This window comes from Paludisphaera borealis, from assembly GCF_001956985.1.
Classification (GTDB): domain Bacteria; phylum Planctomycetota; class Planctomycetia; order Isosphaerales; family Isosphaeraceae; genus Paludisphaera; species Paludisphaera borealis.
The window spans coordinates 2,525,087-2,544,898 of sequence record NZ_CP019082.1 but is presented as its reverse complement, the minus strand read 5'-3'; the positions used below and the strand labels follow the sequence as shown (position 1 = coordinate 2,544,898).

At 67.5% G+C, this 19,812-nt stretch carries 14 protein-coding genes; 2 read left to right on the top strand and 12 right to left on the bottom strand.

Annotated elements, in window-relative coordinates:
* Positions 1 to 18: 18 nt before the first annotated feature.
* From BSF38_RS09930 to BSF38_RS09915, 4 genes are read right to left on the bottom strand one after another with little or no spacing between them, the layout of a single operon-like run.
* Positions 19 to 1,620, bottom strand: a complete 1,602-nt coding sequence (locus tag BSF38_RS09930) for an alginate export family protein (RefSeq protein WP_237170822.1) — start codon at positions 1,618 to 1,620, stop codon at positions 19 to 21.
* A complete protein-coding gene (locus BSF38_RS09925; RefSeq protein ID WP_076345214.1) occupies positions 1,605 to 3,461 on the bottom strand; it encodes an amidohydrolase in 1,857 nt (618 codons plus the stop codon). Before BSF38_RS09925 ends, BSF38_RS09930 begins: the two co-directional genes overlap by 16 nt.
* Positions 3,461 to 4,066 (bottom strand): antibiotic biosynthesis monooxygenase, encoded by a 606-nt coding sequence (locus BSF38_RS09920; RefSeq protein WP_076345212.1) that lies wholly within the window; start codon positions 4,064 to 4,066, stop codon positions 3,461 to 3,463. The genes BSF38_RS09925 and BSF38_RS09920 overlap by 1 nt, the downstream gene beginning before the upstream one ends.
* A complete protein-coding gene (locus BSF38_RS09915; protein WP_076345210.1) occupies positions 4,063 to 4,728 on the bottom strand; it encodes a hydrolase in 666 nt (221 codons plus the stop codon). The genes BSF38_RS09920 and BSF38_RS09915 overlap by 4 nt, the downstream gene beginning before the upstream one ends.
* Before the next feature lie 114 nt (positions 4,729 to 4,842).
* Between BSF38_RS09915 and BSF38_RS09910 the strand changes: the two genes are divergently transcribed.
* Together BSF38_RS09910 and BSF38_RS09905 are read left to right on the top strand one after the other, a co-directional pair.
* Positions 4,843 to 5,505: a sigma-70 family RNA polymerase sigma factor gene (locus BSF38_RS09910; RefSeq protein ID WP_338044261.1), complete on the top strand. Its 663-nt coding sequence runs from the start codon at positions 4,843 to 4,845 to the stop codon at positions 5,503 to 5,505.
* A 32-nt stretch (positions 5,506 to 5,537) separates the two neighbouring features.
* Positions 5,538 to 8,441 carry a protein kinase domain-containing protein gene (locus BSF38_RS09905; RefSeq protein WP_076350725.1) on the top strand — a complete coding sequence of 968 codons (2,904 nt, stop codon included), beginning with the start codon at positions 5,538 to 5,540 and terminating at the stop codon, positions 8,439 to 8,441.
* A gap of 1,050 nt (positions 8,442 to 9,491) precedes the next feature.
* Here the strand turns inward: BSF38_RS09905 and BSF38_RS09895 are convergent.
* From BSF38_RS09895 to BSF38_RS09860, 8 genes are all read right to left on the bottom strand, one after another.
* Entirely contained in the window at positions 9,492 to 10,652 is a 1,161-nt protein-coding gene (locus tag BSF38_RS09895; RefSeq protein ID WP_076345204.1) for an acetyl-CoA C-acyltransferase, read from the bottom strand.
* A 25-nt stretch (positions 10,653 to 10,677) separates the two neighbouring features.
* On the bottom strand, positions 10,678 to 12,843 hold the full coding sequence (locus tag BSF38_RS09890) for a 3-hydroxyacyl-CoA dehydrogenase NAD-binding domain-containing protein (RefSeq protein ID WP_076345202.1): 2,166 nt from the start codon (positions 12,841 to 12,843) through the stop codon (positions 10,678 to 10,680).
* An 85-nt stretch (positions 12,844 to 12,928) separates the two neighbouring features.
* The gene (locus BSF38_RS09885) at positions 12,929 to 14,836 is read right to left on the bottom strand and encodes an acyl-CoA dehydrogenase family protein (RefSeq protein ID WP_076345200.1); all 1,908 of its coding nucleotides are present in this window, start codon (positions 14,834 to 14,836) and stop codon (positions 12,929 to 12,931) included.
* Between the two features lie 27 nt (positions 14,837 to 14,863).
* Positions 14,864 to 16,066 carry a hypothetical protein gene (locus BSF38_RS09880; protein WP_076345198.1) on the bottom strand — a complete coding sequence of 401 codons (1,203 nt, stop codon included), beginning with the start codon at positions 16,064 to 16,066 and terminating at the stop codon, positions 14,864 to 14,866.
* 467 nt (positions 16,067 to 16,533) lie between these two features.
* The gene (locus tag BSF38_RS09875) at positions 16,534 to 17,076 is read right to left on the bottom strand and encodes a transposase (protein WP_237170905.1); all 543 of its coding nucleotides are present in this window, start codon (positions 17,074 to 17,076) and stop codon (positions 16,534 to 16,536) included.
* A 54-nt stretch (positions 17,077 to 17,130) separates the two neighbouring features.
* A complete protein-coding gene (locus tag BSF38_RS09870) occupies positions 17,131 to 17,538 on the bottom strand; it encodes a winged helix-turn-helix domain-containing protein (protein WP_168189354.1) in 408 nt (135 codons plus the stop codon).
* 191 nt (positions 17,539 to 17,729) lie between these two features.
* Complete coding sequence (locus tag BSF38_RS09865; RefSeq protein ID WP_076345192.1) at positions 17,730 to 18,341, bottom strand: ANTAR domain-containing response regulator; 612 nt, start codon at positions 18,339 to 18,341, stop codon at positions 17,730 to 17,732.
* A complete protein-coding gene (locus BSF38_RS09860; RefSeq protein ID WP_076345190.1) occupies positions 18,338 to 19,792 on the bottom strand; it encodes an ATP-binding protein in 1,455 nt (484 codons plus the stop codon). The genes BSF38_RS09865 and BSF38_RS09860 overlap by 4 nt, the downstream gene beginning before the upstream one ends.
* Positions 19,793 to 19,812 lie beyond the last annotated feature (20 nt).

Here is a 19,812-nt window from a genome sequence, read left to right as displayed (position 1 = left end):
TTCCTCCGAAGATGGTTCTCAGAATTTCAAGGTCAGCCAGGTCGTGAAGTAGTCGACGCTCTTGCCGGGCGTGGTCTCCTTGAGGAATTCGCCGGGGAAGATGTGGACGTAGCTCGCGAGCAGAGTCACATGAGGATTGATGGTCCACACCGCGGTCAACGCCGGGCTCGAGCCGACGTAAGGGGCTCGGCTGTCCCTCCCGCTCGCGATCAGCGATCCCGAGAGCCTGTACACCCCGTCGTCCAGGCTCTCGCGCCAGAAGAAGGTCCAGTCGGCGGTCAGGGTCAGGTCGTCTCGGAGGTGCAGGTCCAGGGTCGGGTGAAGGTCGATAAGGTTCTGCGGCCCGAATGGGCCGGTCAGGTTGAAGTAGGCCCCGGAAGGGAAGAGCGGGTTGAACGTCTGGAGGTTGGCGGAGTCGGCGTTCCGGTCCCCGCTCGCGACGTCGAATCGCACGCCCAAGGCCGGCTTGAACGCGAGCAGATCGAAGTTGTAGCGGACCGCGTTCGCCGCGGTCCATGCGTTGATCCTGCCAGTCCCGAAGTCGCCGAACTGATAGACGTACTCGAGGTTGTATTCCCAGGGCAGTGGCCGGCCCCAGACTCTCGTCCCGACTGAGTGCCTTAGCTCGCGTCCCGAGTTCTGGTCGAACTGCGCATTGAGGTTCTGAAACCCGAGGTAATAGAGATCGACGTTCGCGACCAAGCCGTCGCCGATCGGTCGGACGCCGTAGAGCCCCCAGAACGAGACGTCGGAATTCGGATCGTCGTCGAAAACACCTGGGTTATTCAGGACCGGCTTGGCCCACCAGCCGTCGACCGACCATACTCCGATCTTCGCGAGCGCCCGCGCCGCGTCGAACGAACGGCGCAGGTTCGGCCCCTCCCGGACGTCGATCAGCCGTCCGCTCCCGTATCGGAATTCCTGCCGGCCGAGCCGCCATGTCACCGACGAGCCCGATTCATCCGCGCGCCATGTCCAGTCGACGAAGCCTTGATGCAGGTCGAAGCGGTTGACGTCGATGTCCGGCCGGGGACCGCCGATCCGACCGTCCTCGAACCCGTTGATCGATTGGAGGAAGAACCGCCAATTCCCCCCGATATGGAGGTCGGCGTGGAGCATGTAGCGCTGGAGGAAGTAGGTGTTGTACCCCTGGGCATTGCCGGGGCCCTTCCCAAAGGAGTCGTTGTGATACGACTCGAACCACTCGCGAACATCGCCGCCAAAGGTCAGGTAACAATCCTTCCGGCCGAAAAGCGGCACGTATTTGATCGGGTCGAAGAAATCGTTCCGCCTCGCGGGGTCGGCGAGGTAGCTGAAGTCCTCCTCGTAGCGGAGCAGTTTATAAGGAGACCCCGAGCCCGTCAGGCCCGGGACCGACGCGGAGATCGCCGCCTGACCAGGACCGAGGCGAGGCACCTCGCTGGTGCCCGATAATGGCCGGCTCGCCGACTGGGCGCCGTCGTCAGGCACGGGCGCCGCGACATTCGCGCCGCCCCGATCCTGGGCGAGGGCCGTCGATTCGACGAAGACCAGGGCGAGCACGAGGAGGAAGCCGCGACGGCTTCGCTTGATAATGGTCCGGCTCCTCCCTGTACGTCTCCCGTTCAGAATGCCCAGCATGCGCACCCCTCGCCCCAGAAGGGGTCTCGCGCCTTGGCCTCCAACGGGCCGACGAGCTTGTGCAGCAGCGAATGGACCGCCCCCCCGTGGCCGCACCGCGGGGCGTGGGCCAGCTTCGCGGACGAGGCCCGCCTCGCCGGATCGTGGTAGCCGCCATAGAATCCAACCGGCGACCAGTCGGGCGTGACCGGGAGCGGCTTCGGCCCGACCGCCCCGAACGGCCCGCCGCCGAAGACGACCTTGCCGCCGACCACGGTCAACACCGACTGGATTCCCTGGATCTCGTGCTCCGGCACCGCGAAGTAATCGGCCGACAGCACCGCGAGATCGGCGAGTTGCCCGACGGCGATCGCTCCCTTGGCGGCTTCCTCCCCCGACATCCAGGCTGAGCCCTGCGTGTACAGTCGAAGCGCGGTGGAGCGGTCGAGCCGATTCGCCTCGGGATAGAGCGCCAGCCCGCCCACGGTCCGGCCGCTCACCAGCCAGGAAAGCGAGACCCAGGGGTTGAAGCTCGCCACCCGGGTCGCGTCCGTCCCAGCGCCGACGTGGATGCCCACCGAAAGCATCTTCGCGACCGGTGGCGTGTGCTCGGCCGCCGTCGCCCCGTAGCGATCGACGAAGTATTCGCCCTGGAACGCCATACGATGCTGGATCGCGATCCCACCGCCGAGGGCTTTGATCCGCTCCAGGTTCCGCTCGGTGACGGTCTCGGCGTGGTCGAAGAACCATCGGAGCCCGGCGAATGGAACGTCCCTATCGACGGATTCGAACACGTCCAGGAATCGGCCGATCGACTCGTCGTATGTGGCATGCAGGCGGAACGGCCAGCGGTGCTCGGCCAGGAGCTTGACCACACGGTGGAGCTCCCCCTCCATGCTGGGGTCGAGGTCGGGCCGCGGCTCCAGGAAGTCCTCAAAGTCGGCGGCGGAGAAGACGAGCATCTCGCCTGCGCCGTTCATCCGGTAGAAATCGCTTCCGGCCCCCGGCTTCGTCATCCCGATCCATTTCGAGAAGTCGTCGAATTCCCCCTTGGGCTTCTGCGTGAAGAGGTTGTAGGCGACCCGGACCGTCATTTCCCCTCGACGGTGCAAATCTTCGATGATCGCGTAATCGTCGGGATAATTCTGGTAGCCGCCCCCGGCGTCGATCACGCTCGTCACGCCGAGGCGATTCAACTCGCGCATAAAGTGCCGGGTCGAGTTCGCCTGATACTCGACCGGCAACTTCGGCCCCTTGGCGAGTGTGGAATAGAGAATCATCGCGTTCGGTCGTGCGATCAGAGCCCCGGTCGGGTTGCCCTGTTTGTCGCGCTGGATCTCACCGCCAGGCGGGTTAGGCGTGTCCTTCGAGTAGCCGACCGACCGCAGCGCCGCCGCGTTCAGGAGGGCGCGATCATAGAGGTGGAGGATGAAGACCGGGGTGTCGGGGGCTGCCGCATTGATCTCGGCCAGGGTCGGCATCCGCCGCTCGGCGAATTGGAATTCGCTCCAGCCTCCCACCACCCGCACCCACTGCGGGGCGGGGGTCCGGACGGCCTGCTCCCGGAGCATCCGGAGCGCGTCGGCCAGGGACGGCACGCCGTCCCAGCGGAGTTCGAGGTTGTAATTCAGCCCGCCCCGGATCAGGTGGAGGTGCGAATCGTTGAGGCCCGGGATGACACGTCGGCCGCCGAGATCGATGACCTGCGTGGACGGCCCACGTGCCGCCATCACCTCGGCGTCTGTACCGACGATTAGGATCTTGCCCTCGCGGATCGCGACGGCGGCCGCCTCGGGGTTCGCCTGGTCGAGGGTAGCTATCGCCCCGTTGTGCAGGATGAGATCGGCCGATTGAGATGACATCAAACCTCCTTGAGCGTAGGGCGGCGAAGCCAAACTCGCGCCGACCGCGACAGCAACGGCATCACGACCCATGTGAGGGACGCCACGACGACCGCGTTGAACCCCAGCAGATTCGCCCACCAGGGCCAGTCGGCGATGCAAGGCCGCAGGACGGCGTTGAGGAGCCCGACGGACAGGCAAACGCCGACCCACGTCACGACCGCCATCTTCCACCGCGGCGGCGGCACCATGACATGCTCTCCCGGCATGCGGAACCACGTCTCCAGGCCGGTCACCTCCTCGATCGCGGGATCGTCGGCCAAAAGTGGGCGGACCCCCTCGGCCCAGGAGCGATAACGATCCCATTGCAGAAACTCTCGCCACGCCAGCTCAGAGGCGAAGGACAGGATGACGACGTATTCCCGGTCCCCGGCCGGCGGCGGGACGACGTGGACGCCGAGGTGGCCGGGGAACGTGAGCGACACGGGCGAGAAGGCGCGCACCGCCGCCTCGAACTCGGCCTGGCGGCCCGACCGGACGACCCGGTGGATGATGATGCTGACGGCCCTCTCGAGCGCGGAAGCGGTAGGGGCCTCGGCCGGGACTTCCGCCGTGGTCTCGATCACTTGCCCCCCTTGTGGCGGGCGTTGAGGGGCGGCTGCTTGTGGACCATCGTGTAGGCGTACTCGACCCCCTGGCCGTAGGCCCCGCAATGCTCCAGCACGAGGTCCATCACCGCGTCGTACGTCCCTCGCCGAGCCCAGTCGCGCTGCAGTTCGAGCAGCACCTGGATCGACGTCACCGGGACGGCGCCCGCCTGAACGACCCGATCCATCGCCGCCCGATGCGCGACTTCGCTGGTCCCACCGCTCGCGTCATCGACCGCGTAGACTTCGAATCCGGCCTCCATCGCTTGAATCGCCGGGAAGGCCAGGCAGACCTCGGTCCAGAGCGCGGCGATGACGAGCTTCTTCCGGCCGGTCGCTTTGACCGCCGCGACGAACCCCTCATCCTCCCACGAGTTCATGCTCGTGCGTTCGATCGGCGTGTTGCCTGGGAAAACCTCCAGGAGTTGGGGCCACATATAGCCCGAGAAGCTCGCCGTCTCGACCGTGGTGAGAATGGTCGGGACGTTGAATATCTTCGCCGCCTTGGCCAGGACGAGGACGTTGTTGACCAGCGTCTGGCGGTCGATGCTGGTCACGCCGAAGGTCATCTGCGGCTGGTGGTCAATGAAGATGACCGTGCAGTTCTCGGGGGTGAGCAGGCTACGGATCACGTGAGACAATTGCAGGGCTCCGGAGAAGAAGTCGGCATCGATCGGGTCGCTATTTCGCAAAGCGTGGCGGGGGTTCACGAGGCCTGATATAATACTCCGTCACGCCGCAAGCCATGGCCGGGAATGATCATGGACCACGATCCCACCACTGTCATCGTACAGCGTTACCTCGACGAGCTAGCCGGGGGGGCCCCCTCCGAGCCCGTCGTCCGAGCCCTGCTGGACCGGTCGGCCTGCCGCCTGCGACGCCTTTGCGTCCTGCTCCTGACGCGGAGCTACCCCCGACTCACAAAGCCGCCCCTGAACCTGGAGGCCGAGGAGTTGCTCGGCTCCGTGGTGGAGCGACTGATAAAGGCCCTTCGCGAGGCCCGCCCAGCGAGCATGCGCCAGTATTTCGCATTGGCGGGGCAGCACATGCGCTGGGAGTTGAATGACCTGGCCCGACGCTTGGATGAACGGCCGGCGGCGGTCGAACTTCAAGACGACCTGGCCATCGCACCGGCAGGGAGCGATTCCGGGCTGACGATGGACGGCCGACGGATGCTCGAGGCGATCGACGACCTACCTGAGGACGAACGCGAAGTGTTCGACCTGATCCGGATCCAGGGGATGACGACGCCGGAAGCCGCCGAGGTGCTCGGGGTCTCGGAATCGACGGTGAAGCGGCGACTGCGCAAGGGATTGGCTACGCTCTCGGAGACGCTGGACGACCTGCGGCCGCACGAGATAGCGCCCGACGCGCTCGGAGTTGATGCAACGGTTGCGGGCAATCCGCCGCCATCGTGACTACGATCCGGACGGAACGGGGGGACGGCGTCGTGGCGATCGACATGCGGGTGAGCGAGCTGCTCGAGGAGTTGCACGACTCTGGCCGGACTCCGGAGGAAGTCTGCGGCGATTTCCCGGAATTGCTGCCGGAGCTGCGCGTGCGGTGGCGGCGGGTCTGTCGCCTCGAGGCCGAACTCGACTCCATCTTTCCCCCGGAACGGGAGGAGCCGGAGTGTCTGTCGGCATCGTCCCCAGGGGCTGCGAACCTTCCAAGAATCCCCGGATATGAGGTGGAAAGCCTGCTCGGTCGTGGAGGGATGGGCGTTGTCTTTCGGGCCCGCCACGTGCGGCTGAATCGAATCGTCGCGATCAAGCTGGCCATCGCCGGGGCCTATGCGGCACCGCGCGAGCGCGAGCGATTCCAGCGGGAGGCGGAGGCGGTGGCGGCCCTTCGCCACGCCAACGTGGTGCAGATCTACGACGTCGGCGACTCCGAGGGGCGACCCTACTTCACGATGGAGTTCATCGCTGGCGGCAGTCTCGCCGAAGCAGCGAAGCCCACCACGCCCCGCCAGGCCGCATCGATCCTCCTGGCTCTGTCCGGGGCCCTCCATGCGGCCCACATCGCCGGGATCATCCACCGCGACCTGAAGCCGGCGAACATCCTGATCGACGAAGACGGCACTCCCAAAATCAGCGACTTCGGCCTCTCCCGCCGGATCGACGACGCGGCGAGCCTCACCTTGAACGGGGCCGTGATCGGAACCCCCAGCTACATGGCCCCCGAGCAGGCCGCGGGGGACCGGACCGCCGTGGGGGCGGCCGTCGACATCTATGCCCTGGGCGCGATCCTCTACGAACTCCTGACGGGCCGACCGCCGGTCCGCGGCGAGACCTCGCCCGAGACGATCCGGCAGACCATCCATTCGGACCCACCGCCGCCGTCGCGGTTGAACTCCAAGATCCCTCGCGACCTCGAGATCATCTGCCTGAAATGCCTGAGTAAGGACCCGTCGCGGCGCTATGCCTCGGCAGTGTCTCTGGGCGCGGACCTGCAACGCTTTCTGGACGGCGAGGCCATCGAAGCGAAGCCGGAAGGCCGGATCGAGCGGCTCTGGCGAAGGGGTCGGCGAAATCCGGGATACTCGATGCTCCTCGCCTGCGTCGTCCTGCTAGCGGCCACACTGGCCTGCGTCGGCCTGTGGCTGGCGGCCGAGCGGGCCGAGATGGGTCGGCGAGCCGCGACGGAGAGAGCGGCCGACGAACGAGCGGCGGAAGCCGACTTGCACGACATGGCTCGGGCGATGTCCCGGGGAGCTTTGGCGGAGGCGAGAACGGCGTTCGATCGGGCGCAGGGGCGGCTCGGCAGGCGCGGATCGACCGACTTGCGCGAGGCCCTCGTTCGCGGCCGTCGCGACCTCGATATGGCGGCCCGACTCGAAGCCATCCGCATGGGTCGAGCCCGGACGGTCGGCGGCGTGGTCGATGATGCGGGGACGGACGAAGCCTACGTGCAGGCATTCCGCGGCTTCGGGCTGGGAGGCCCTGACGAGGCTCCGGAAGCTGTAGCGGCGCGGATCAGGGCGTCGAACGCTCGCAGGGCGGTGGTGGACGCCCTCGACGACTGGCCGATCAGCTCGGCCGATATCAGACGCAAGGAGTGGGTGCTCCAGGTGGCGAGGCTCTCGGCCGGAGAGGAAGCGGGCTGGATCAGAAACGCCCGCGACCCGGAGGTGCGGCGGAGCAGGCAGGCCCTCGAACGGCTGATCGAGAAGACTCCGGCGGCCGCGGAGCCCGTGACTCTCCTGCTAGCGCTCGCCGAGGACTTCAGGGCGACCGGCGGCGACCCGATCTCTCTTCTGACGCGGGTCCAGCGGGCCCGGCCGGGAGACTTCTGGGCGAACCTGACGCTCGGCTCGGCCTTGGGGCGCGCGGGGCGGCATGCGGATGCGATCCGCTACCAGCAGGCCGCCCTGTCGATCCGGCCCGACGCAGCTATCAGCTACAACAACCTGGGCCACTGCCTGGCGGACTCCGGCAGGCCGGAAGACGCCGTGGAGTACTTCCGATCGGCTTTGCGGCTCGACCCGACGGCCGCCGTGTCGAGCTACAACCTGGGATTTGTGCTGAGGATCACCGGAAAGCCAAACGAGGCCATCGAGGTGGTCCGTTCCGGGTTGCGAGCCAATCCGAGCGATGCCTTGCTCCACGCCGGACTCGGCGACTCCCTCGCGGCCGCGGCAAGGCACGTCGAGGCGTTCCCCGAATACCGGCAGGCCGTGTCGATCGACCCAAGACTCGCCGTCGCCCAGGCGGGCCTGAGAACGACGCTCATTCGCCTCGGCCGCTCCGAAGAGGCGCAAGCGGCCTGGCGACTGGCGATCGAGGCGGATCCTCGGAGCATCCAGGCACGGGACGGCTACGCCGAATTCTGCCTCTTCCTGGGCCACGAGGACGACTACCGCCAGGAGAGGCGAATCCTGCTGGAGCGATTCGACGGGGTCAGCGAGGCTCAACCCGCCGAGCGGATCGGCCGCGCCTGCCTTCTCCTCCCCGCCTCGCGAGAGGAGACGGAGAGGGCCGCCATCCTGATCGATCGCGCCCTCGCCGACAGGTCGCCTCCCCCTCCGGCATGGACCCGGCCCTACTTCCTGCTCGCCAAGGGGCTGGCGGAATATCGCCTCGACCGGCTCGACGACTCGATCTCGATCCTGCAAGGAGAGGCGGCCGCGGTGATGGGGCCCTGTCCACGGATGATCGTCGCCATGGCGAAGCACCGCCTGGGACGCAAGGGAGCGGCCGCCGCGTCGCTCTCGTCGGCTATCCAGTCACACGACTGGGTGTCATTCGCCCCAGATAGCCGGGAGGCCTGGATCTACCATGCCCTCCGCCGGGAGGCTGAGAACTTGATCGGGCCGGTGACGGCCGCGAAGCAGGAGAAAGGGCGGGATTGATCGATTTCGGCCTCCGTGACCGTTCACGGCTGTATCGGGCTGTGACGGCGCCGGCTGTCACGATCAAGCCAACAGTTGAGAGGGTGAGCGTCCCGTCGAGCCTGGACCGGCTGCAGCCGGTGAGGAAGTCGAGCGCGCCGCGGCCCCGCTGCCTGCAAGTGGCCATCGTCAGCATCCGCTTGACGAACCGGCTGCCTGCCTGCCCATCCGCGCCGTAGCTGGCCTTTCGCCAGATCATCCCAAGGCCACCGCGCCCGCTCGGTGGAGTTGTTGTGAGGCGGCACGCCCGCGACGGCGGCGAACATCCCACAGCGCCGCCTCGGTCGACCGCAGTTCTCGGCTGACGTTGGCCGTCCAGTCGCAGGGGCAAGCCTCCCCGTCCGTCAACTGCGACCGCACCACAGGCTTGAGCACCGCGACGTATGGATCGTAGTTTCGCCCTGCCTCCCGATTGAGCCGAGTCAGTCCTGAGGAATGCGAGTCGACACATCGATTCTCAATTGGTCTCGGTTCTCGGGCCGGTCTGGATGAGCGACGGTCGTGTTGCGCGCTTCGGTCCGCCAACCCGTGTCGACGTGCGACTCTCCGCGACCGAAAAAGTCGGAAGACGCACATCCTGCCTGCCCCAAATCCCCTGAGCGCCTGGGGCAGGCTCCGTTCGATTTCTTACTTCTGGACTCGAACCGCCATTGGCCCAGCCGTGACCTGGCGCGATAGGCCATCGCCGACGGCGTCGTACCGGCGATCAGCGATCGTTAAGTCCGCCGGAACTTGAGCCGCGTGAACCTCCTGCCGCACCGGACGTGGCACTTGGAAGACGGCCCGCCTGATCGACGCGTTCGAGGAACAGAGCGACAAGGTCCTTTGGTGGTACGCCGACCGGCTGGCGCGAATTTGCAGCAATCTGGGCGGTATCCGGATCAGCCCCCTGGGCACGCTCCACGACGGGGCGATACTGATCGCGTCCGGCGGACGTCTGCAGGTCATGCATTCACATGGCCCAACGAATTGCATGAGAGTGCTCGGACATCGATCGTCGGGTCGCCGGACCTACTCGACGCTTTCGAAGATGGTCGCGACCCCTTGGCCTTGGCCGACGCAGAGCGTCGCCAGGCCGAACCGTGCCCCCTGGTCGCGCATGCGATGCAACAGCGTGCCCGCGATGCGGGCCCCGGTGGCGCCAAGGGGATGCCCCAGGGCGATCGCCCCGCCCCTGGTGTTGACCATTTCCTCGCTGATGCCGAGCAACTGTAAGACGGCGAGCACCTGCACGGCGAACGCCTCGTTCAGCTCGATGCAATCGACCTGGTCCAGGGTCAGCCCGGCCCTCGTCAACGCCTTGCGGACGGCGGGCACCGGGCCGATGCCCATCTCCGACGGATCGACGCCGGCGACGGCCATGGCTCGAATGCGGGCCATCGGCGCCAGGCCCAGTTCGGCTGCCTTCTCCTCCGACATGACGAGCAACGCGGCTGCCCCCACGCTGACCTGCGAGCTGTTGCCGGCCGTCACCGAACCCCCGGCGGGGTTGAAGGCTGGCGGCAAGGAGGCGAGAGCCTCGGGCGAGGAGTCGCGGCGGATGCACTGATCCTTGTTCATGAGCACCTTCCGGCCCGCCTCGTCGCGTCCCCAGGTCGGGATGATTTCGGCGCGGAACTCGCCCCGGTCGGTGGCCTCGGCGGCGAGCCGGTGGCTCCGCAGGGCGTAGACGTCCTGCCGATCACGTGGGATGCGATACTTCGCCGCCAGGTACTCGGCGGTCAGGCCCATGTGCATGATCGCCTCGCTGTGGCGGCGGAAGAGGCTGGGGCAGGGGTCGTAGCCCTTGTCGATCGGCACGTGGTCCATGTGCTCGACGCCGCCGACGACCTGGATGTCCTCGCAACCGGCGGCGATGCTCATGGCCGCGTCGTTGATCGCCTGGAGGCTCGAAGCGCAGTTGCGGTTGACCGTCACGCCTCCCGTCTCGACGGGCAGGTCGGCCACCAGCGCCGCGATCCGGGCGATATCGAAGCCCTGCTCCCCCTGCTGCTGGACGCAGCCCCAGCGGACGTCCTCGACCTGATGCGGATCGATCCCCGTCCGCTCGATGAGCGCCCGGATGACGTGCGCCGAGAGGTCCTCGGCGCGGACGTCGTGATAGCACCCTCGATCCGCCGACGCTCGCCCGATCGGCGTGCGAACGGCGTCGATCACCACGGCGTTCCTCATCGGATTGATCCTCCGGCAGTGTGCCTCACGCCCCCCGGACCGGCGAGGCGACCTTGGGACCTGGATAAAACGCCTCGCCGCGCGACGCCAGCCGCGTCAGCAGCGCGGTGGGCGCAAACCGCTCCCCCAGTGATCGGTAGCGTTCCAGCCGATCGAGGATCGCGCCCGCCCCCTCACCGTCGGCCCAGCGCAGCAGGCCCCCTCGGAACGGCGGGAAGCCGGTGCCGAGGATCAGGCCCATGTCGACGTCCGCCGGCTCGCCCACGATCCCCTCCTCCAACACCCGGGTCGCCTCCAGCAGCATTGGCAGGAACAGGCGGTCGGTGATCTCCTCGTCGGTCGGCGGCCGATCGCCGGTGCGGTGGCGCTCCAGTAGGGTCAGGACGATGGGGTCCGCCTCGGCCTTGTTCTTCTTCGCGTACGATCGGAACCCCGCCCCCGACTTCTTGCCCAGCCGACCGGCCGCGACCAGCTCGCGGAGGATCGGTGTCGGCACCGACCGATCGGGGAAGGCGGCGAGCAGCACGGCGCCGGCGCCGGCGGCCGTGTCGAGACCGACGAGGTCGGCCAGGGCGATCGGGCCCATGGGCATCCCGAACCGCTCAGCCGCCGCGTCGATCGCATCCATCGAAGCCCCCTCCTGCGCCATCAGGATCGCCTCGATAAGGTACGGGAAGAGGATTCGGTTGACCAGGAAGCCCGGGCCATCGCGCACGACGATCGGCGTCTTGCGGAGCCGCTTGGCCAGGGCCACGACCGTCGCCACCGTCTCATCGTTCGTCCGATCGCCGCGGATGATCTCGACCAGCTCCATGCGATCGACCGGGTGGAAGAAGTGCATGCCGACGAACCGCTCGGGGGCCGGCGCCGACGCTGCCAGCCGCGTGATCGAGATCGTCGAGGTGTTACTGGCCAGGATCGCGTCGTCTCGCAGATCGCCGCCGATCGTGCGGAAGAGCGCCGCCTTGGCCGCCTCATCCTCGTTGATCGCCTCGATGACCACGTCGCAATCCGCGAAGGCTCGAGGGGAAGTGGATGTGTTGAGGAATCCGAGCATTCCGATCAGGTCCTCTGGCGTCGCCCGGCCGATCTTGATCCGGCCGGCGACGACCTCGCCGGCGCGCCGGAGGCCGGCGGCGAGGCGGGCCTCGTCCACGTCGATCATCACCGTCGGCAGGCCGGAGCGGGCGGACGCCGCGGCGATCCCAGCCCCCATCAGGCCGGCCCCCGCGACCCCGACGCGACGCACCGTCCGGGGTGAGACGCCGGCATTCGCCACGCCCGGGTCGCGCTCCAGACGGTTCTTCATGAAGAAGACGGCGATCAGGTTCGCCGAGGTCGGCGAGCCGACCAGGCCCATCGCCGCCTCGCGCTCGGCCTCCAGGCCGGCGCTCAAGGGCACGTTGCATCCGTCCCGGATCGCTCCCAGGGCGGCCAGGGGTGCCGGATAGCGGCCTCCGGTCTTCGCCTTGATCGCCCCCTCGGCGACGGCGACGGCGAACCGGAGCTGATCGGCGCTCAGGCCGAGCGGTCCTCGATCCCGCTCTCGACGATCGAGCCAGTCGCCGCTCTGCTGGTGGTACTCGACGAGCCGGACCCCTTCCTCGACCAGGCGATCGGCCGGGACCGCGTCGAAGGCCAGGCCCAGCGAGGCAGCCCGCTCGGCGGAGATCGGCTCGCCCTTGCAGATCATCTCGATGGCGTGGTGCAGCCCGATTCGCCTGGGGAGGCGCTGGGTGCCTCCCCAGGCCGGGAGCAGGCCGAGCTTGACCTCGGGCAAGGCGATCTTGGTTGCGGGCGACCTGGAGACGATCCGGTCGTCCATCGCCAGGATCAGCTCGGTCCCGCCCCCCATGCAGTTCCCGTCGACCAGGGCCACCGTCGGGAACGGCAGTCGAGCGATCCGGTCGAAGAGCTGATGGCCGAAGGCGATGGCCTCGGCCACCTGCTCCCGGGTGGCGAATGCAAGGGCGGCCAGCTCGTTGAGGTCGGCGCCGGCGATGAACTGGCCCGGCTTGCCGCTGAGGAAGAGCAGGCCACGCAGATCGGTGCGGCCCGCCAGTCGGGCGGTCAGCCCGGCTAGCTCGGCGAGTACCGCCCGGCCCAGCGTGTTCACCTTCTTCTCCGGCAGGTCGAACGTCAAGATGGCGATCGACCCGTCGACCTCTTCCAGTCGGAATGCGTTTCCCATGATCGCGCTCCGCGGCAGGACGACCCGTCTGCAAGCGTTTCCCGTGGGGCGGGCCGACGCCCGCCCGACACGGACGACGGAATTATCAATAGGGCATCAGGATTTCATCCGCCTCGACGCCAGCGATGGCCGAGAATCCGCCGGAGGCGACCGCCTCGCCCAGAGTCGTGACGGCCCGGAGGTCGTCGTCGCTCGGGCGGCGGCCGGTGTAGGCCCGGATCAGGTCGCGGCAGAGCACGTCGGCCGCCGCCCGGACGAGCTCGTCCGGTTGCCGGGCGGCCCAGAGGCTGGTGACGAGGGCCACGACCAGGGCTTGCAGGCGGCCGGACAGCTCCGCCATCCGGCACTGCCGGTCGGCCAGGCGGAGCTGGTGCTTCGCCATCACGGCGCTGATCTCGCGGCGGCTGCGGTGCAGCTCATAGAACGCGGTCCGGGCGTGCTCGGCCAGCCGCGCCGGCATCTCCGGCATCGCGGGCCGCCGCCGCAATTCGAGCGACTGGCCGACCCACCAGGCCGCGTACGGCATCAGCTCCCGGCGCATCGCCCAGGCGTGCGCCGGGTTCATCGGGTTCGGCTTGCGGAGCCCGGCGGCCTGCACGGCCCGGCCGATCGGCTCGAAGTACGCCTTGCCGTGCTCCTTGATCAGCGACTTGAAGAAGGCGAGGCCGAGCAACTCCCCCTCGCCCTCGTAGATGCAAGGGGCGAGGTAGTCGTGGACGTTCTCGCCGAACCGGTGGCCGTGGAGGAACGCCCGGCCGCCGTGCGTCTTCATATAAAGTTCGATCGCCGCTTCCTTCTGCGCCTCGCTGCCGAAGATCTTGGCGACGATGCACTCCATCTCGCCGCGGAAGCCCTCGTCGAGCAGCCGGGAGCACCACGAGACCAGCGCGTCGGCCCCGACGATCAGCGCCGCCAGCCGCCCGATTCGCCGCCGGACGAGCTCCCGGGAGGCGATCGGCGCCCCGTAGGTCCTGCGGAACCGGGCCCAGGGCAGGAGGTCGGCCAGCATCACGCGCATCGTGCCGGCGGCGGCGGCGCAGAGCGCCACCCGGCCTCGGTTCAGGCCGTGATAGGCGATCGTCAGCCCGTCCCCCCGAGCCGGCCGGAGCAGATTCTCCCGCAGGACGCGGAAGTCGCGGAAGATCAGGCCGTTGTTGTGCGCGTGCCGCAGCGCGTAGAGGCCGTACCGGACGAGCCGGAAGTGGTCGTCCTCGCGGTCGGGTAGATCGACGATCAGGACCGCCGGCCGGTCGTCGATCCGGCAGACCAGGCCGATCGTCCGGCCAGGGACGGCGTTGGTGATGAACAGCTTCTCGCCGTTGACGACGTATGCATCGCCGTCGAGGACGGCCCGCGTCCTCAGGGCCGACAGGTCCGAGCCGGCGCCAGGCTCGGTCAGCGCGAACCCCGAGAGCCGCTCGCCGGAGGCCAGCAGAGGGAGAAAACGCCGCTTCTGCTCGGGCGTCCCGAAGGTCCGCAACGGGTCGACGGCGCCGATGCAGCCGTGGACCGAGGCGAGCCCTGCAACCATCGGGTCGACGGTGCTCATCCGCGTCAGGAACCGGGCGAACGCGGCGAATGGTGCCGCGGCCCCGCCGTACTCGGGGTCGATGAGCAGGCCCCAGTACCCGGCGGCGGCGAGGTCGTCGAAGACCTTCCCGGCGATCCTGCCGTCCGGTCCGAGCAGGGTTCCCGCAGCCTTGTAGCGGCGGACCAGGTCCAGCGACTCCCGCATCACCCCCTCGCATCCGGCCGAGGGCTCCGAACTGCCGGGGAGAAACAGGTCGATCGGCGCCTCCCGGGCCCAGACGGCGCGATGGATCGGGCTGTCGGTCGTCCGGTAGCCCGGCGCGAAGAGGTCCTCGACCTGCTCGTCGGCCCGATCGATCGAGGCCGTCGAGCGCGCCTCCTCGTCGCTCTTGCCGCCCATCCGCAGCGCCGATTCGATGAAATTCGGGGCCTCGGGCGTTTTCGGTTCGGTGCCCGTTTTCATCAGGGACCTCCGCTTCCTCTTCCTCGATCAGGGGACATCTTGCGCGACCAGCCAATCCTCCAGGATCAGGTGGGTCACGAACGGCGCCCGTATCAGGGCCGCGCCGGCGGGGAGCATCCGGGTCAGCCAGGTATGCCGGCTGAGGCCCGGGATCACGTACCTCCCGACGTGTTCGAGGCGTCGACTCCTCATGAATTCGATGACGTTCTCGCTCAACCGCGAGAAGGTCGCCGGGATCAGCGTGGGCTCAGGCCCGACATGGACAATGAGCCGGGTCTCGGAGGCGAGCGTGCGATCGATTACGTCCCAGAGCCGCTGAGGGTGGTCTGTCCAATCGATCAAGATCTCCCGGCTGTTCCACTCGGTGTAGCTCGCCGCCCCGGTGACGCAGGAAACGAGCTTCGGAGAGGGAGCCTGGTCCCCGCCAGAGACGTTGTAGAGTGCGACGGCGGCGCGGTTCGGGATGCTCCGCTTCCGGACGAGCGGGGTATGCAGCGGCGGGAATCGGTTCGGCTTGCGCCGCAGCGACGCCTTGACGGTCAGCTCGTCGGTCATCGCGAGCCCGAATTGATCGACCGTGTCGCCCTGGCCGATTAGCAGCGCCGCATTCGGCGACAGCAGGGCCGAGAGGCCGATCAGCCCGCGACCCTGGCTGCTGATCCGACGGCTGAGCCGCTCCACCTCGTCGATCGGCAGGGCGGGCCCTCGGGTGAACAGGATCCCCATGGTCGTGTCAACCATCAGGGAGGCGGTGTCGTCGGCCAGGCCGAGGACCACGGGGAGGAGCTGATCCATTCGGTACACTTCGGCCGCGATCAGCGCCGACACCTCGCCGATACTGTAGCCGAAGCTCAGGCACGCCCGACCGATCTCGATGCCGAAGAACTCTTCCAGGAGCTGAACCTGGGCCAGCTCCATCGCCACGATCGTCGCGGCATCTTGGGCGTAGGTCTCCAACGTCGATGGGCTGCGACTGCGAACCCGGGCGGCGAGGTCGATCTTCGCCCCAAGGGCCTCGGAACAGATTGCCGAGGCCTCGTCGAGCACGGCGCGGACGACCGGACCAAAGGCTCGATGCTCCAGGAGTTCGTGGCTCCGGCCCTGGTTCGTCACGTCGTAGCCGCGGAACGCGAAGGCGACGGTCGCGATCTGGCGACCGAGCTCGTCGCCCGCGCCGCCGCGGGCGACGAGGTCCAGCCGGCCCGACGCATTGCTGCCGTCGGTGGGCATCGGCCGATCTCGCCGGGAGACGTTCAAGTGCCGGACACGCATCGGTCCGTCCTGTGTTGACAGGGGCACCGCAGACCGACCGACGGATCGGTCCCCAACCCTCGTCCACCCTAGGCGGACGGCGATCGTCGCCGGAAGTCCGGCCTGCGGCGCCACGCTCGGAGTAATGACATTCGAGTCAGTCCCGAGATGATGAGATTCGATCGCATGAGGGTGAGACGGAGCGCCCACCGACGGGAACGACTCCCGGTGACACCGCACTTCGGGACGCCTCGCGTAATCGCGACGCCCACCGGGGCCGGATCAGAGTCCGATCAACTCAGGCTACCCTTTATATTATGGGATCGCTTGAACAAGTAAAGGTAAGGCGCGCACAAATCAACAGGCGACGGGTGGAGGTCGCCCCCCCTAGGGAACCGTGATAGGGGGGGACATTACTGAGTCCAGCATGGCGAACGGGACGGCGATCACAATCGGAGCGGGATTTCGGCATGCCGGATGAACGAGGCGAGCAGATCGGGTCGCTTCCGCAAGGTCGATAGCTCGCCCCACAGCCGGGAACGAAGCTCGTTCGTATGCTCGGGGGCATAGTTCGGCAACCTGTGGTACTTCGTCCAGCCCCACACCCCCTCGTCCGGGTTGGCGTCCGGGGCGTAGCCGGGAAAGTCTTCCGTGACGATCTCCGGATGCCTGGCCAGATACGCCTTCACCACGCCTGACCGTCCATGGATCTTGCTCTGGTCCCAGAGGATCGTCATCGGCCCCTTGATCTGGCCTCGCAATTGGGCCAGGAAGCCGATCACATCCTCGCCGTGGGCGTTGGCGTCGTCGGGCAGTAGTCGGAAGTAGAGGTTGGGCCGCCGCCTTACGGGGCTGACGGTCACGGCGCTGATCGCCGAGATCCGCCCCTTGCGATGCCACGCTTCCTGGATCGGCGTCCTGCCCCGGGGGGCGTAGGTCCGGCGGACGACCGGGGAGAGTTGGAAGCCCGACTCGTCGAGGAAGACCAGATGGGCCTTCCGCCCCTCGGCTTGCTCGACGATCCGGGGCAGTTCCTCGGCCCTTCAGTGGGCGATCTTCTCCTCGTTCCGCTGCTTGGCCTTCAATTGCGGCCTCTGGCTGCTCCAACCGAGCCGCCTTCGGATGATCTTGCGGGCGTGCTCGGTGTGGTACTCGACGCCGAAGCGGCGGCGGATCACCTCGGCGACCCGGTGGGCGCTCCACAGGTCGTTGTGCCAGCCGTGGGCCGCGGCCCCTTTCAGGAGCAGCCCCTCCAGCTCCTCGATCTGCTCGTCGGAGAGCCGGGGCTTGGGGCCGGCATTCGGCCTGCCGGCCAACTTCCGGGCATCCTCTCGGTCGGCCTTCACCCAGGTGTAGACGGAGGAGCGTCCGCAACCGAGGAAGTAGGCGACCTCGGCGGGGGATTCCCCCCGCTTGACCAGCCCGACCGCCCGCCGTCGGCGACGTTCCAATTCTTCTGCGGTTCCGATGGGTCTCATACCTCTGGAATACGAGCGAAACCACCGACCTGTTCAGTTCGCCATGCTGGACTCAGTAATCGGACCTGCGAGCCGGTGAAGCCGCGGCCCAGGGGCGCAACGGATGACGCCCCATCGGGAGGGCCGGGGGCGATGGAGACGAGGCATCTCCAACCCGGAATTCATCAAACGGGTCGCTGGCGCGGCTCGGGCTGCTGGAACGCTTCTTCCGCCGTCAGCAGCATGCGCGCGATCTCCACAAGCTTGCGGTTCTGCTCGCTGGCCAGCTTCTGCAGCCGCCGGAACGCCTCCGCCTCGCCGAGGGACGCCTTCTTCATTAACAGGCCCTTGGCCTTCTCGATGATCTTGCGGTCTTCCAGGGCCTGCTTCATGTCGGCGGATTCCTTGCGAAGGGCCTGGAACTGCTCGAAGCGCCGCATGACGATCGCGATGGCCGGCTCAAGGTCGGCCTGCTTGATCGGCTTGACAAGGTAGCACAGGATGTGATTCTCCTCGGCCCGCCGGATGAAATCCTCGTTGTGATAGGCCGAGACCAGGATGACCGGGATCGGGCTGTCTCGGTAGATCTGCGCTGCGGCGTCGATGCCATCAATGCCCGGCATCTTGATGTCGGCGATCACCAGGTCCGGATGCTGTTCGCGGCACTTCGCAACTAGCTCTTGGCCCGTCTCGGCGACGGCGACGACCACGTGGCCCAGAATCGGCAGGATCGTGCGGTAGTATTCCTGCATATCCGACTCGTCGTCGGCGATGGCGATGCGCAGTGAGCGGTTCATGGGTTGCCTTTCGGTAAGGTGATTATGAACTTCGCGCCCCGCCCTGGACCACTGCCGAGAATGATCCGGCCGCCGTGGGCCTCGATGATCCGACGGCAAATCGCCAGGCCCAGGCCGGTGCCTTTCGTCTTGGTGGTGTGGAACGCCTCGAAAGCCTTCGGCCTTTGCCCGGGCGCGAAACCAGGCCCGTTGTCGCTCACGGAGATCCGCAGGGCTGGGTGCCCGTCCAGCTCGTCGGGGACGCAACGGATCGCGATCTCTACCGGGTCGACGCAAGCGGCTAGAGAATTTTCCAGCAGGTTGCGAAAGACCTGGGCCATCCGGGACGGATCGATGAGATTGCTGGCGTCCGCGATCTCGATCACCTCCCGGAGCACGGCCTTCCGGCCCCGCCGGGCCGGCTCCAGGTCCGACCAGGCTTTCCTCCAGACCTCGGCCAGGTCGCAGGACCGGGACCGGATCAGGATGGGGGACGCGTAGTCCCGCACGTCTTCGTAGAGGCGGGCCAGGTCGTCCTGGGCCTTTTGAAGCCGGACGACGAGGTCCACGGCCCGGGGACGGTCCCGCACTTCAAGGGCAAGCATCTCAAGGCAGGCCTGGCCGCGCTGTAGTGCATTGCGACTCTCGTGGGCGAGCCCGGTGACCATCTCTCCAATCGCGGCCAAACGCTCTGATTGGAGGGCGCGCGCTTGCGCCTCCTTCCGCTCGGTGATGTCGCGGAGGATGACGACCGCCCCCTGAATCCCTTCCGGATCCCGCAGTGGGCTCGCGTTGGCGCTCATCCAGCGGCTTGGCCGATTCCCGGGCGGCTTTACAAAGATCTCCTCGTCGATGACCTCGTCGCCTCGCAACGCCCGGGACAGCGGCATGTCTTCAAGGGCATAGGGAGTGTCGGCGTCGGGCCGATGGAGCAACCCGCGAGCCGACCACTCCTCGAGCGGGGCTCCCACTCGGATCGAGCCGATCAGCCGCTCGATAGCCGGACTGTAAAGCAAGACCTTGCCATGACGATCGACGACGATCGTCGCATCAGCGACCTGCTTCAGGACGGACTGGAGGATCAGTGATCGCCGGCGCAATTCCTCGTCCGCCCGCCGAGACTCGGCGAGGCGGAAGATCCTCGCCTTTAACTCGTCGGGGTTGATCGGCTTCAGGAGGTAGTCGGCAGCCCCTTGCCTCAGGGCCGAGATCGCCCCGTCGACGTCGGCGAAGCCGGTCAAGATGATCACGTCGGCCGCGGGGGCCAGCCGCTTGAGTCGCGGCAGCAGATCGAACGCCGTCCCGTCAGGGAGCTTGCGATCCAACAAGATTGTCGAGTACGTCGACCAGTCCTGCCGGTCCAGTGTCGCTGCGACCGTCACCGCCTCGTCGACTCGGCATCCATCCAGCTCCAGGATGTCGCGCAGGTTCTCCCGCGTGTCGGCGTCGTCTTCGACGATGAGAATTCTCAAGGCAGGATCACCTACCACTC